The organism is Pseudomonas sp. MC6 (genome assembly GCF_054790575.1).
On the sequence record NZ_CP186504.1, the window covers coordinates 5,506,441 to 5,520,817 of the forward strand.

A 14,377-nucleotide genomic window follows, 5' to 3' on the forward strand; every position below is an offset into this window, starting at 1 on the left:
CCGGAGGGAGAGGGGACTGACCGCGTTGGATGTTGGAGGTACGCCGACCTGAAATTTCCGAGTCGAACTCAGGTCTTGAAATCTCCCCGATCTGCTCCCTTTCCCCCTCTACCCCTTGGGGGAGAGGGCTGGGGTGAGGGGGTAAGCTCTTGATCTGCTGTTAATCCACTAACTGCCGATTGGCATACATCCGACACTCCGCCAACAACGCCAGCAAATTCGGGTCCCTTTCCTTGGCCTTCAAAAACACCACACCAATGTGCTGCTGCAACCGGTACTTCTCCTGCAGCGGAATCAGCTTCACCCGATTCTCATACACCGCCGCAATCCGCCCCGGCAGCAACGCATAACCCACCCCCGAACTGACCATGCTCAGCAGCGTGAAGATGTCATTCACCTGCATCGCCACCTTCGGCTCGAACCCCGCCTGCTTGAACACCCGGTTACCGTCCTGATGCGTAGCAAAGCCCTGGGTCAGGGTGATGAACGTTTCATCGCGCACCTCAGCCAGATCCACTTCACTGCGCTGGGCGAACTTTGAATCTGCCGGTGTGGCGAGGAAGATGTCGTCGGAAAACAGCGCAATCTGCTCGCAATCCGGGTCGTTGATGCTGTCATCCAGCGACACCAGAATCGCGTCGACTTCCATGTTTTTCAGCTTGTACAGCAGATCGATGTTCGAGCCGAGGATCAGGTCGATGTTGAGTTCGCTGCGGCGGATCTTCAGGCCCATGATCAGTTGCGGCACGGTTTTCACGGTCAGTGAGTACAGCGAGCCGAGTTTGAAGCGTTCAGCCGAGAACCCGGCGGCTTCGCGGGTCAGGCGCACGCTTTCGACCACGTCATTGATCAGCTTCTGCGCGCGTTCTTCCAGCACGTAAGCACTTTCCAGCGGCGTCAGGTTGCGGCCTTCATGTTTGAACAGTGGGCAGCGCAGGGCACTTTCCAGCGAATGAATGGCGCGGTGCACGCTGACGTTGCTGGTCTGCAACTCGGCAGCGGCGCGGGCGAGGTTGCCGGTGCGCATGAAAGCGAGGAACACCTCGAGTTTTTTCAGGGTCAATTCTTCGTCGATCAGCATGGCGCGGACTCTTTTTGGTATCGGCCGATTGTGCACGGAAGATCAAGAGATCGCAGCCTTCGGCAGCTCCTCCAGGGGATCGTGTTCAACAGAAACATTGCGCTTTTACGCTCAAGGCCCGAGCCTTGCGCGCTGCGGTAACGAATGTGAGGTGAGCAATACATGTATCACGGAGAAAAACTCAACGCCTGGACCCATCTGGTCGGGGCAGTGGCAGCGTTTATCGGCGGCGTCTGGATGCTGGTGATTGCGAGCCTCGATGGCAGCCCGTGGAAGATTGTCAGTGTGGCGATTTACGCGTTTACCTTGCTGGTGCTCTACAGCGCCTCGACCGTGTACCACAGCGTGCGCGGGCGCAAGAAAGCGATCATGAAGAAGGTTGATCACTTTTCGATCTACCTGTTGATTGCCGGCAGTTACACGCCGTTCTGCCTGGTGACCCTGCGCGGGCCGTGGGGCTGGACGTTGTTCGGGATTGTCTGGGGGCTGGCGTTGATCGGCATCCTGCAAGAGATCAAACCGCGTTCGGAAGCGCGGATTCTGTCGATCGTGATTTATGCGGTGATGGGCTGGATTGTATTGGTGGCGGTGAAGCCGTTGATTGCGGCGCTGGGCACGACAGGTTTTGCCTGGCTGGCGTCGGGCGGGGTTTTGTACACGGTGGGGATTATCTTTTTTGCTTTGGATCACCGGTTGCGGCATGCGCACGGGATCTGGCATTTGTTCGTGATCGCGGGGAGTTTGCTGCACTTTGTCGCGATTCTGTTTTATGTCCTCTAGAGACGCCACCATCCCCCTGTAGGAGTGAGCCTGCTCGCGATTGCGTCCGGTCAGTCAACAGTGTTTTTGACTGATAGACCGCTATCGCGAGCAGGCTCACTCCTACAGGGGAACGTATTCCAATTGTGGATTTAGAAATCACCCCAGAGTTGTTGGGCCACTGCCAGTGCAACCACTGGCGCCGTCTCGGTGCGCAACACCCGCGGGCCGAGGCGGGCGGCGTGGAAACCGTTGCCTTTGGCCTGCTCGACTTCGGCGTCAGTCAAACCGCCTTCAGGCCCGATCAGGAACGCTAGCGTCGCCGGTTTGGCATGACTCACCAACGGCTCGGCCACCGGGTGCAACACCAGCTTCAACTCGGCTTCAGTCTGCTTGATCCAGTCCGCCAGCAACACCGGCGGATGAATCACCGGCACTCGCGAACGACCACATTGCTCACACGCACTGATCGCCACCTGACGCCAGTGCAGCAGGCGTTTGTCGGCACGTTCGTCTTTCAGGCGGACTTCGCAGCGATCACTGAAGATCGGGGTGATTTCATTCACGCCCAGCTCGGTGGCTTTCTGAATTGCCCAATCCATGCGCTCGCCTCGGGACAAGCCCTGGCCGAGGTGGATGTGCAGCGGCGATTCGACCTGACCAGCGAATTGCTCGTCGATTTGCACGGTCACGCGCTTCTTGCCGACTTCCAGCAGGGCGCCGCGAAACTCATGGCCAGAACCGTCGAACAATTGCACCGCATCGCCCTCGGCCATGCGCAGCACGCGGCTGATGTAATGCGCCTGGGCCTCCGGCAATTCGTGTTCGCCGGTGCTCAGGGGGGCGTCGATAAAGAAGCGGGACAGTCTCATTTCGGGTCTCTGGAAAGATGTGAATCAGTTGGATCGGTGTCGACTTCATTCGCGAGCAGGCTCGCTCCCACATTTGAAATGCATTCCCCTGTGGGAGCGAGCCTGCTCGCGAAAGCGGTAGCTCAGGCGCCAAAAATTTTGAATCAGCCCGGATCGCGGAACCCCGGGTGGAAATCTTTTGGCACGGCCACACTGACGCTGTCACGGGTGGCAATGTCGATGCCTTCGCTAGCCACTTCAGCGAGGAAGTCGATTTGCTCCGGGGTGATCACGTACGGCGGCAGGAAATACACCACGCTACCGAGCGGGCGCAGCAACGCGCCACGCTCCAGCGCATGCTGGAACACCTTCAAACCACGACGCTCCTGCCAAGGGTAGGCCTCTTTCGTGGCTTTATCCTTGACCATTTCGATGGCCAGGACCATGCCGGTCTGGCGCACTTCGGAGACGTTCGGGTGATCGACCAGGTGTGCCGTCGCCGAGGCCATGCGCTGGGCCAGGGCCTTGTTGTTCTCGATGACGTTGTCCTGCTCGAAGATATCCAGCGTCGCCAGTGCCGCCGCGCACGCCAGCGGATTGCCGGTGTAGCTGTGCGAATGGAGGAAGGCGCGCAGGGTTGGATAGTCGTCGTAGAAAGCGCTGTAGACCTCGTCGGTGGTCAGGCACGCGGCCAGCGGCAGATAGCCGCCGGTCAGGGCTTTCGACAGGCAGAGGAAGTCCGGGCGAATGCCAGCCTGTTCACAAGCAAACATCGTCCCGGTGCGACCAAAGCCAACGGCGATTTCGTCGAGGATCAAATGCACGCCATAACGGTCGCATGCCTCGCGCAGCAGCTTCAGATAAACCGGGTGATACATGCGCATGCCGCCAGCGCCCTGAATCAGCGGCTCGACGATCACTGCCGCGACGCTGTCATGATTCTCAGCCAAAGTCTGTTCCATGGCGGCGAACATGCTGCGCGAATGCTCTTCCCAGCTCATGCCTTGCGGGCGTCCGTAGCAATCCGGGCTCGGCACCTTGATGGTGTCCATCAGCAGCGCTTTGTAGGTTTCGGTGAACAGCGGCACGTCACCGACCGCCATCGCTGCCATGGTTTCACCGTGGTAGCTGTTGGTCAGGGTGACGAAGCGTTTCTTGTTTGGCTGGCCGCGATTGAGCCAATAGTGAAAGCTCATTTTCAGCGCGACTTCGATGCAGGACGAACCGTTATCGGCGTAGAACACCCGGTTCAGGCCTTCCGGGGTCATCTTCACCAGACGCTCGGACAGCTCGATCACCGGTTGATGGCTGAAACCGGCCAGAATCACGTGTTCCAACTGATCGACCTGATCCTTGATGCGCTGGTTGATCCGCGGGTTGGCGTGCCCGAACACGTTGACCCACCACGAGCTGACGGCGTCGAGGTAGCGCTTTCCTTCGAAGTCTTCGAGCCAGACGCCTTCGCCGCGCTTGATCGGGATCAGCGGCAGCTGTTCGTGGTCTTTCATCTGGGTGCAGGGATGCCACAACACCGCGAGGTCGCGTTGCATCCACTGGTTATTCAGGCCCATTTACAGTCTCCTCGAGGCGGCTCGCGTCAGGCGCGGGCAAACAATCGCGCAAGCCTATGCAATGCGTCGCGCGGGGACAACCCATTGTGTCGATTGAGCTACTTTGTATGAGCCGATAGACGTCGCTGGCGGCGTTTTGATGGCTAACGTATTCTTCGCGGTTCTTTGGGGCGTCTGACCCGCAAAAGTGCTTTTTCCTACGTGTATTTCCGGAGTTCGCTGAATGTCTGTCGGTTGGCTGCGCGCCTGTGCGCTAGTGATGTTGGGGCTGTTCAGCGTTACAGCGCTGGCCAAGGATAAAACTGCAATCGTGATCGGCGGCGGCCTGTCGGGCCTGACCGCTGCTTACGAGCTGCAAAACAAAGGCTGGCAGGTCACCCTGCTGGAAGCCAAGCCGAGCCTGGGCGGGCGCTCGGGCATGGCCACCAGCGAGTGGATCGGCAACGACAAGACCCAGCCGGTGCTGAACAAGTACGTCTCGACCTTCAAGCTCGGCACCACGCCGGCCCCGGAATTCGTGCGTACCCCGGGCTACCTGATCGACGGCGAGTATTTCTCCGCCGCCGATCTGGCAACCAAGCAACCGGCCACCGCCGACGCCTTGAAGCGCTATCAGAAAACCCTCGACGATCTGGCACGTTCGATCGACGATCCGCAAAATCCGGCGGCGACCAGCACCCTGCACGCGTTGGACCAGATCACCGTATCGAGCTGGCTCGACAAGCAGAATCTGCCGGCCACTGCGCGCCAGTTGATCAACCAGGACATCCGCACCCACTACGACGAACCTTCGCGTCTGTCGCTGCTGTATTTCGCCCAGCAGAACCGCGTCTATCGCGGCATCTCCGACCGTGACCTGCGTGCTTCGCGTCTAGTCGGCGGCAGCCAGGTGCTGGCGCAGGCGTTCGTCAAACAGATCAAAACCATCAAGACCAACTCGCCAGTTTCCGCGATCGTTCAGGACAAGGATGGCGTGACCGTCAAGGTCGGCAGCGTTGGCTATCAGGCTGACTACGTTGTGCTGGCTGTGCCATTGCGTGCGCTGAACAAGATTGCCCTGACCCCAGCGCTGGATGCTCAGCATCTGGCGGCGATCAAGGGCACCAACTACGGCTGGCGCGACCAGATCATGTTGAAGTTCAAGACGCCAGTGTGGGAAAGCAAGGCGCGCATGTCCGGCGAGATCTATAGCAACACTGGTCTGGGCATGTTGTGGATCGAGCCTGCTCTGAAGGGCGGCGCCAACGTGGTGATCAACCTGTCCGGCGACAATGCCCGCGTGATGCAGGCCTTCGGCGACAAGCAGATGGTCGATCAGGTGCTGATCCGTCTGCACGCGTTTTATCCACAGGCCCGTGGCTCGTTCACCGGGTATGAAATCCGTCGCTACAGCACCGACCCGTCGATGGGCGGCGCGTACCTGGCTTACGGCCCGGGCCAGATCAGCAAGTTCTGGCGCCTGTGGGAACGTCCGCTGCAACGCGTGACGTTCGCCGGCGAACACACCGACACCTTGTACCCGGGCACGCTGGAGGGCGCACTGCGCACCGGTCAGCGTGCAGCCAGTCAGGTTGAAGATTTGGCGGCGGGCAAATCGTTTGAACCGGCGAAAGTGGTTCCGGCTGCAGCAGCGGCAGGCGCGGCGGGTGCCGTGGCGGCGAAGAAGGGCAACTTCTTCAGCAACCTGTTCGGCGGTTCGGATGAAGAGAAGAAGCCTGAGCCAGTGAAGGCTCCAGAGCCGACTCCAGCGCCGGTTGCTCCAGCACCTGCGCCGACCCCGGCACCTGCGCCAGCTCCGGTGGAAGCACCGAAGCCTGCTGCGCCGGTTAAAGCTGAACCGGCGAAGAAAGCAGCGGCCAAGCCAGCGGTGAAGAAGCCTGCGGCTAAAACCGAGGCGAAAAAGTCTGCAGCGAAACCGGCAGCGAAGAAGGCTGAGCCGACGAAGAAGCCAGCTGCCAAGCCTGCTGCAACGACCGAGACCAAGGCGCAATAAGCCTTTGTTCCAATAAAACGCGGCCATGAGGGCCGCGTTTTTTTTGCCATGAAGCATGCACTTAAGTCCTTCTCTAAGCAGTCTCAGGGCTTACCGCTGCGCAGGACAGTTCCCACAAAATAATCAGAACGAAATGATAGCGGCTGCCTGATCTCCAAATTTATGCTTGAAAAAATTGGAGGCGCTCGATGAAAAGACTTACGGCAATACTTCTGTTAATGACACTTTCCGGCTGTGCTAATGGGCATTTCTTTCCTGGTGGATATAGCGCTGAACTTGCCCATCAATGCAAGATAGATCCATATAGCGCGGACTGCTTGCAGCCGCCGCCGGTTTTCACGAACTGATCAATCAAAAAACTCGGGCCTGTTAAAACTCCCATTTGAAAAACTCGGTGCCGCTCGGTAACTTTCTGAGCCAGCGTTGCTTGGGTTTTCGAATCCGCCCGGGGACAAAACCGAAGCGAGCCCAACGCAGGTTGCCGTTACGCTGGTCGTAGATGACCAGATTACCGTCGTCCTGGATGGACATGTACGTGTTGTACCACAGGGACTTTTCGAGGCTATGAGTGCTTTCCGCAATCCATAGCCGCCGTCGGGAAGGGTCGAAGAGGAAACCGTTATTACTGACAACAAATTGCAATGGCTCACGCATCTTCTTTGGATGCAAAGTTGCACTGTAAGGCTGCTTGTTATCGGCGATCCAGACTACGGCTTCACCTTCTTTCATCACCAGGTTGCCATCGCTCTGCAATAACAAACGGTATCGACCGTTTTCGGACTGCAAGTATTGGCCCGGAGACATTGTCTGGTTTGGTGGTAGCTCGGAAGTGCCACTTGCTTGAAAGGCGGTGTAACGAAGCGCCATGTTGTTCACCTATTCAATGAATGATTGAGTTTTCATTTGATCAGGTGCAGGGGAGCAATTAGCGATACATAGTTATTGAGTGGAAACTATCGGTCTGCGGCATTTTCCTGAGCGGCGTCTTCTCCGGGGAGCGGTGAGCGAGCAGCGAGAATCGGCCGCCCTGAGCTGCGTATTGCGCGACAAAATCGCCTTTAATCTTTCCTTAACACGTCACTTCCAGACTCTTGATCGTATTTCTCGATATTTCAAAGCGAAATTTTCCGCTTTAATTCGATAGATATCTCGCTAGTCTTGGTTCGCAGTTCTCACAGGATTTGGGCAATGCAGCTACGTAACTCTTCTTCGCGCTATGGTTGGGTCAGCATCTTCATGCACTGGGGCGTGGCGCTGGTGGTCTTCGGGCTGTTTGCGCTGGGCCTGTGGATGGTCGGGCTGGATTACTACAGCAGCTGGCGCAAAGACGCGCCGGATCTGCACAAGAGCATCGGCCTGGTGCTGTTGGGTGTGATGGTGTTGCGGGTGTTGTGGCGTTTTATCAGCCCACCGCCGCCGACGCTGCAAAGCTACAGCCGCATGACCCGTATCGGCGCCAAGTTCGGCCACGGGTTCCTGTATCTGGCGCTGTTCGCTGTAATGCTTGCCGGTTACCTGATTTCCACCGCAGACGGTGTCGGGATCCCGGTGTTTGGCCTGTTTGAAGTTCCTGCACTGGTTTCCGGGCTACCGGATCAGGCAGATACCGCTGGGGTGATTCATCTCTGGCTGGCGTGGGCGCTGGTAATTTTTTCCGGTCTCCATGCGTTGGCAGCATTGAAGCACCACTTTATTGATCGTGATGCGACCCTGACGCGAATGCTCGGTCGCAAAGCCTGAAATTCAACCTCGACTCAAAGGAAAAGAAAGCATGTTGAAAAAGACTCTGGCCGCTCTGGCAATCGGTTCTGCACTGCTCTCGGTCCAGGCCATGGCAGCGGACTACAAAATCGACAAGGAAGGTCAGCACGCCTTCGTTGACTGGAAAATCAGCCACCTGGGTTACAGCTTCATCCACGGTACTTTCAAAGATTTCGACGGTACTTTCTCGTGGGATTCGGCCAAGCCTGAAGCCAGCAAGATCTCGGTTGATGTTAAAACCGCCAGCCTGTGGTCGAACCACGCTGAACGTGACAAGCACATCGCCAGCAAAGACTTCCTGGACGTGGGCAAGTTTGCTGATGCCAAGTTCGTCTCCACCGCCGTTAAATCGACCGGTGAAAAGACGGCTGACGTGACCGGCGACCTGACCCTGCACGGCGTGACCAAGCCTGTGACCTTCAAGGCTACGTTCAACGGCGAAGGCAAGGATCCATGGGGCGGCGAGCGTGCTGGCTTCAACGCCAAGACCACCCTCAACCTGAACGATTTCGGGATCAAGGGCCCAGGTCCTACCTCGCAAACTGCGGATCTGGACATCTCGCTGGAAGGCGTGAAAGTTAAATAACTTTCCCCCGCCACAGAAAAACGCCCCCGGTCGAAAGGCCGGGGGCGTTTTTTATTGTCCGCCACACACACATCCCCTGTGGGAGCGAGCCTGCTCGCGAAGGCGGCGGGTCAGTCAGCAATGATGTTGGCTGAATGACCGCTTTCGCGAGCAGGCTCGCTCCCACAGGGGATATGCGGTGATTCAGGGGTATTTGTTGCGGCATAAAAAATGCCCCGGCTCTTGCGAGGCGGGGCATCTTTTATGGCGGTGTTAACTCAGCGATTGCGGGTCAGCAAGGCTGGTTTTTCACCACGCGGACGGCTTGGCAGTTGATCGAGTTGCTCAGGCGTCGGGAAACGGTCGGCTTTCGATTCCTTGTGCATGATCTTCGGGCCGTTGCTGCGCGGGTTCTGCACGGCTGGCTCGCTGCGTGGCTGATCGTCACGGGCTGGACGGCGGTTGCGCGAGGACGAAGCGGAATCGTCGCGACGACCCGACTGACCATCACGCGGTGCGCCGTTGCGCGGGCCGCCGCTGCGTTTGGCTGGCGGGGTACCAGTGCTCGAACCGTTGCTGTTGCGGGGACCATTCTGACGACCCTGCGACTGACCGCCGCGTGGTGCGCCCGAACCTGCGCCTGCGCCCTGAGCCGGTGCGCCAGGACGACGACCACGGCCGCCGGCAGGAGCAGGCTTCGGCACGTAGTCAACGCGGTTACCGAAGTTATCCACATCGTCGTCGAGGAACTCGTCCGGCGCACGATCAGCCGCTGCACGCGGCGGCTGGCTCGGACGCTGTTCGCGGCTCGGAGTGCCTTCGCGCGGTTTCTGCTGACGGGCAGGACGCTCGCCACGTTCACCGGCCGGCTTCTCTTTGCCCTTGTCCTTGCCTTTGTCTTTACGACCGCCACCACCGCCGCCGCCATTCGGCCCGTCGCCGCGTGGGCCACGTGGATTGCGCGGGTTGCGCACGTCCGGACGCTCGCGCACTTCCGGCTTCTCGGCTTCAATGGTGCTCGAATCGAAGCCCATCAGGTCGCCGTCGGCGATTTTCTGTTTGGTCATGCGTTCGATGCTTTTCAGCAGTTTTTCTTCGTCCGGCGCGACCAGCGAGATCGCCTCGCCCGAACGACCGGCACGGCCAGTACGGCCGATACGGTGCACGTAGTCTTCATCGACGTTCGGCAGTTCGAAGTTGACCACGTGTGGCAACTGATCGATGTCGAGACCGCGTGCGGCGATGTCGGTGGCAACCAGGATGCGCACCTGGTTGGCCTTGAAGTCGGCCAGCGCTTTGGTGCGCGCGTTCTGGCTCTTGTTACCGTGGATCGCCACAGCCGGCAGGCCGTGCTTGTCCAGGTACTCGGCCAGACGGTTGGCGCCGTGCTTGGTGCGGGTGAACACCAGCACCTGTTCCCACGCGCCGGCGGTGATCAGGTGCGCCAGCAGCGCACGCTTGTGGCTGGCCGGCAGACGGAACACGCGTTGTTCGATGCGCTCGACCGTGGTGTTCGGCGGCGTCACTTCGATGCGTTCCGGGTTGTGCAGCAGCTTGCCGGCGAGGTCGGTGATGTCTTTGGAGAAGGTCGCCGAGAACAGCAGGTTCTGACGCTTGGACGGCAGGCGCGCGAGGACTTTCTTCACGTCGTGCACGAAACCCATGTCGAGCATGCGGTCGGCTTCGTCGAGGACGAGGATTTCCACGTGGGACAGATCAACGCTGCCCTGGCCACAGAGGTCGAGCAAGCGACCCGGGCAGGCAACTAGTACATCGACGCCACGGGACATGGCCTGAACCTGCGGGTTCATGCCGACGCCGCCGAAGATGCAGGCGCTGACGAATTTCAGGTCACGGGCGTAGATCTTAAAGCTCTCGTGTACCTGGGCCGCGAGTTCGCGGGTCGGGGTCAGGACCAGTACGCGCGGTTGGCGCGGGCCATGACGCTGGGATTTGTCCGGGTGACCGTTGGGGAACAACCGCTCCAGGATCGGAAGGGCGAAACCGCCGGTTTTACCGGTACCTGTCTGTGCCGCAACCATCAGGTCGCGACCTTGCAACACGGCGGGAATGGCCCGCTGTTGCACCGGAGTAGGCTCGGTATAGCCCGCATCTTCGATGGCGCGGACTAAAGCCTCGGAGAGACCGAGGGAAGCAAAGGACATGAGTAATCCTGTTTTAGTTAGGGCTTGGCCCAATGGGAGTCTTGCCTGGCGCGAATCACGTTTAAGAGGACGCAATCCCGTCCGGTCCTGCTGCGGTTCCGAAGGCACGTCTGGAGCGCTCGCGCGGGCTGCAAAGCTGCGCTGTAGCGGGTCGAGAGGCCTGTTACGGTTCCGGGCGTCCGGGCGTGAGCCTGGCGGGAACGCCGGAGTATAACAGAGCAATCACTGCGCGCCGCTTTCCTGCTGCTCAACGGTTTTGCTGTTGGCGGTGGCTGAATTCATTGAAGGGCTGCTGGTGGGGGCGGCGCCGTAGCGTGCGCTCAGCTCCGCATAGGCCGGTTCGCGCTTGAAGCGCTTGAGCTCGGCGCCAAACCGCTGCACCAATAAATCCATGCCGGCATTGCGCCGAACTGCGAGAAACTGGCTCTGACGGCTAATAACTGTGGGGTTCTCAGTGATCTGATCGCGAATGTTCAGCTCATCGAGCAAATGCTGGCCAACGCGGCGATCTGTGATCAGCAAGTCGATTCGACCGCGCACCAATTTACCGAAGTTGGCTTCGTGGGTCGGTGCGGGTTCGCGTGTAAATAAAGTCGATTCGCGGAAGTCGGGGCTATAAAGATAGCCGGGCGAAGTGCCGATGGTCAGGCCTTTGAGTTCTTCGAGTTTGCTGAACGGGTGCGGCCGGTCGTTGGCGTAGAACATCACGAACTCGACGTCCGACAGCGGTTCGCTCGGGTAGAGCAGGGTGGCGTCGCGCTCAGCGCTGTGAAAGATATCCAGAGCACCATCGGCCTGACCGGTTTCAAGCATCGACAGGCAACGCTTCCACGGCAGGAATTGCCATTCGACTTCTATGCCCAGCCGTTTGAAGACGATGGCTGTGGTTTCGTAATCCAGTCCGAGGTTCTTACCGTTCTCTTCATAGACGTAAGGCGCCCATGGCTCGGTGACAATACGGAGTTTCTCGCCTCGAGCGGCGAAGCTCAGGCAAGCAAAAACCAGCACGGCGAATAACTGCGTGATCAAAGGCATGGCTTGAGATTACGACGAGAAATGCGAAAGAGCCAGAAAGTGGCTGCACAAGCTCTGTTTCGGGCCTTTAAAAGCAAAAGATCGCAGCTGCGACACCCCTGTAGGAGCTGCCGAAGGCTGCGATCTTTTGATTTTTCTTTGATGCTTAACGAGGCAACTTCAGGTTATTCCAGATCGCCAGACTAGGCTCAGCCTGGTTCATGGAATAGAAATGCAGCCCCGGTGCGCCGCCCTGCAACAGGCGTTCGCACATCTCGCTGACGACTTGCTCACCAAAGCGCTGAATGCTCTGAGTGTCATCGCCGTAGGCTTCCAGTTGCTTGCGGATCCAGCGCGGGATTTCCGCACCGCAGGCATCGGAGAAGCGCGCGAGTTTGCTGTAGTTGGTGATCGGCATGATCCCCGGCACGATCGGCAGATCGACACCCTGCGCCTGCAAACGGTCGACAAAGTAGAAGTAGCTGTCGGCGTTGAAGAAGTACTGGGTGATCGCGCTGTCGGCGCCGGCGCGAGCCTTGCGCACGAAGTTGGCCAGATCGTCTTCGTAGTTGCGTGCTTGCGGATGCATCTCCGGGTAAGCGGCAACTTCGATGTGGAAATGGTCACCGGTTTCTTCACGAATGAATTCCACCAGTTCATTGGCGTGACGCAGCTCACCGCTGGTCATGCCCATGCCAGACGGCAGGTCACCACGCAGGGCGACGATGCGCTTGATGCCGGCCGCCTTGTACTCGTTCAGCAGGCCGCGCAGGTCGTCCTTGCTGTCGCCGACGCACGACAGGTGCGGTGCGGCCGGTACTTTGACTTCGCTTTCCAGTTGCAGAACGGTGTTGAGGGTGCGATCACGGGTCGAACCACCAGCGCCATAGGTGCAGGAAAAGAAGTCGGGGTTGTAAGTGGCCAGCTGACGCGCAGTGGCGAGCAGTTTTTCATGCCCAGCATCGGTCTTGGTCGGGAAGAACTCGAAGCTGTAGCGACGGTCTTGAGACATCGGAGGGGACCTCCAGCCACAAGCTGCAAGCTACGAGCTGCAAGAGGAGCGGAGGTGCGCTGATCTCTTGTGCAAGTAGCCTGTAGCCTGACGCTGTTTTGAAATGATGGCAGAGCCTCAGGCTTCGCACGACAAGTCCGGCTTTTGACCTTACTTGCCGCTTGAAGCTAGAAGCTCGCAGCTGCTCTTGTCTTAGTAGCGGTAAGCGTGCGGCTTGAACGGGCCTTCGACGGTCACGCCGATGTAGTCAGCCTGTTGCTTGGTCAGTTGCGTGACCACGCCGCCGAAGCCGCGAACCATTTCCAGGGCCACTTCTTCGTCGAGTTTCTTCGGCAGTACTTCAACGGTCAGACGCTCGGCTTTCTGGGCTGGCGACAGGTCGGCGTACTTCTGACCGAACAGGAAGATCTGCGCCAGCACCTGGTTGGCGAACGAACCGTCCATGATGCGGCTTGGGTGACCAGTGGCGTTACCCAGGTTGACCAGACGGCCTTCGGCCAGCAGGATCAGGTAGTCGTCGTTCTGCGCGTCGAAAGCGCCCGGGCCGGTACGGTGGATCTTGTGTACCTGTGGCTTCACTTCTTCCCATGCCCAGTTCTTGCGCATGAAAGCGGTGTCGATTTCGTTGTCGAAGTGACCGATGTTGCAGACCACAGCGCGCTTCTTCAGGGCTTTGAGCATGTTCGCGTCGCAAACATTGACGTTACCGGTGGTGGTCACGATCAGGTCGATCTTGCCCAGCAGCGCTTTGTCGATGCTCGCTTCGGAACCGTCGTTGATACCGTCGATGAACGGCGAAACCAGTTCGAAACCGTCCATGCACGCTTGCATGGCGCAGATCGGGTCAACTTCGGAAACCTTAACGATCATGCCTTCCTGACGCAGGGACTGAGCCGAGCCCTTGCCCACGTCACCGTAACCGATGACCAGCGCTTGCTTGCCGGACAGCAGGTGGTCGGTACCGCGCTTGATCGCATCGTTCAGGCTGTGACGGCAGCCGTACTTGTTGTCGTTCTTGGACTTGGTCACCGAGTCGTTGACGTTGATGGCCGGGATTTTCAGCTCGCCCTTGGCCAGCATGTCCAGCAGACGGTGTACGCCGGTGGTGGTTTCTTCGGTCACGCCGTGAACGCGATCCAGTACTTGTGGGTACTTGTCGTGCAGCAGCTGAGTCAGGTCGCCGCCGTCGTCGAGGATCATGTTGGCGTCCCATGGCGCGCCATCCTTCAGGATGGTTTGTTCCAGGCACCACTCATACTCTTCTTCAGTTTCGCCTTTCCAGGCGAAAACCGGGATGCCGGCAGCAGCGATAGCGGCAGCAGCCTGATCCTGAGTCGAGAAAATGTTGCACGACGACCAGCGCACTTCGGCACCCAGGGCAACCAGGGTTTCGATCAGCACGGCAGTCTGAATGGTCATGTGGATGCAGCCGAGGATCTTGGCGCCTTTCAACGGCTGTTCGCCGGAGTACTTGCGACGCAGACCCATCAGAGCCGGCATTTCCGATTCGGCGATGATGGTTTCGCGACGGCCCCAGGCAGCCAGGGACATGTCGGCAACTTTGTAATCGTTAAAATCTGCAGGCGTGATAACAGCGCTCATGAA

Annotated in this window: 12 protein-coding genes; 4 read left to right on the top strand and 8 right to left on the bottom strand. The window is 58.9% G+C overall.

Annotation, left to right across the window (positions count from 1 at the left end; all coding sequences use genetic code 11):
- Positions 1 to 160 precede the first annotated feature (160 nt).
- Positions 161 to 1,081: a LysR family transcriptional regulator gene (locus ACOYXE_RS24675; protein ID WP_405122723.1), complete on the bottom strand. Its 921-nt coding sequence runs from the start codon at positions 1,079 to 1,081 to the stop codon at positions 161 to 163.
- 162 nt (positions 1,082 to 1,243) lie between these two features.
- Between ACOYXE_RS24675 and trhA the strand changes: the two genes are divergently transcribed.
- Entirely contained in the window at positions 1,244 to 1,861 is a 618-nt protein-coding gene (gene trhA / locus ACOYXE_RS24680) for a PAQR family membrane homeostasis protein TrhA (RefSeq protein WP_047596560.1), read from the top strand.
- Between the two features lie 131 nt (positions 1,862 to 1,992).
- Here trhA and ACOYXE_RS24685 read toward each other — a convergent pair whose 3' ends face one another.
- Both ACOYXE_RS24685 and ACOYXE_RS24690 read right to left on the bottom strand, forming a co-directional pair.
- Positions 1,993 to 2,712: a 16S rRNA (uracil(1498)-N(3))-methyltransferase gene (locus ACOYXE_RS24685; RefSeq protein ID WP_007913710.1), complete on the bottom strand. Its 720-nt coding sequence runs from the start codon at positions 2,710 to 2,712 to the stop codon at positions 1,993 to 1,995.
- A 143-nt stretch (positions 2,713 to 2,855) separates the two neighbouring features.
- Complete coding sequence (locus ACOYXE_RS24690) at positions 2,856 to 4,262, bottom strand: adenosylmethionine--8-amino-7-oxononanoate transaminase (RefSeq protein WP_460926769.1); 1,407 nt, start codon at positions 4,260 to 4,262, stop codon at positions 2,856 to 2,858.
- A gap of 223 nt (positions 4,263 to 4,485) precedes the next feature.
- Between ACOYXE_RS24690 and ACOYXE_RS24695 the strand changes: the two genes are divergently transcribed.
- On the top strand, positions 4,486 to 6,255 hold the full coding sequence (locus ACOYXE_RS24695) for a flavin monoamine oxidase family protein (protein ID WP_405122724.1): 1,770 nt from the start codon (positions 4,486 to 4,488) through the stop codon (positions 6,253 to 6,255).
- Positions 6,256 to 6,624: 369 nt separating this feature from the next.
- Here ACOYXE_RS24695 and ACOYXE_RS24700 read toward each other — a convergent pair whose 3' ends face one another.
- Positions 6,625 to 7,122 (bottom strand): hypothetical protein, encoded by a 498-nt coding sequence (locus ACOYXE_RS24700; RefSeq protein WP_160059743.1) that lies wholly within the window; start codon positions 7,120 to 7,122, stop codon positions 6,625 to 6,627.
- A 321-nt stretch (positions 7,123 to 7,443) separates the two neighbouring features.
- Here ACOYXE_RS24700 and ACOYXE_RS24705 point away from each other — a divergent pair, with 321 nt between their 5' ends.
- Together ACOYXE_RS24705 and ACOYXE_RS24710 are read left to right on the top strand one after the other, a co-directional pair.
- A complete protein-coding gene (locus tag ACOYXE_RS24705; RefSeq protein ID WP_160059742.1) occupies positions 7,444 to 7,995 on the top strand; it encodes a cytochrome b in 552 nt (183 codons plus the stop codon).
- Between the two features lie 31 nt (positions 7,996 to 8,026).
- A complete protein-coding gene (locus tag ACOYXE_RS24710) occupies positions 8,027 to 8,602 on the top strand; it encodes a YceI family protein (protein WP_460926770.1) in 576 nt (191 codons plus the stop codon).
- A 257-nt stretch (positions 8,603 to 8,859) separates the two neighbouring features.
- On the opposite strand, the gene ACOYXE_RS24715 is transcribed toward ACOYXE_RS24710, so the two are convergent.
- From ACOYXE_RS24715 to ahcY, 4 genes are all read right to left on the bottom strand, one after another.
- Positions 8,860 to 10,746: a DEAD/DEAH box helicase gene (locus ACOYXE_RS24715; protein ID WP_122596560.1), complete on the bottom strand. Its 1,887-nt coding sequence runs from the start codon at positions 10,744 to 10,746 to the stop codon at positions 8,860 to 8,862.
- A 222-nt stretch (positions 10,747 to 10,968) separates the two neighbouring features.
- On the bottom strand, positions 10,969 to 11,781 hold the full coding sequence (locus ACOYXE_RS24720; protein ID WP_460926771.1) for a substrate-binding periplasmic protein: 813 nt from the start codon (positions 11,779 to 11,781) through the stop codon (positions 10,969 to 10,971).
- Between the two features lie 145 nt (positions 11,782 to 11,926).
- Positions 11,927 to 12,772 carry a methylenetetrahydrofolate reductase [NAD(P)H] gene (gene metF, locus ACOYXE_RS24725; RefSeq protein ID WP_064388104.1) on the bottom strand — a complete coding sequence of 282 codons (846 nt, stop codon included), beginning with the start codon at positions 12,770 to 12,772 and terminating at the stop codon, positions 11,927 to 11,929.
- Between the two features lie 192 nt (positions 12,773 to 12,964).
- Positions 12,965 to 14,374, bottom strand: a complete 1,410-nt coding sequence (gene ahcY / locus ACOYXE_RS24730) for an adenosylhomocysteinase (RefSeq protein ID WP_116028382.1) — start codon at positions 14,372 to 14,374, stop codon at positions 12,965 to 12,967.
- Positions 14,375 to 14,377 lie beyond the last annotated feature (3 nt).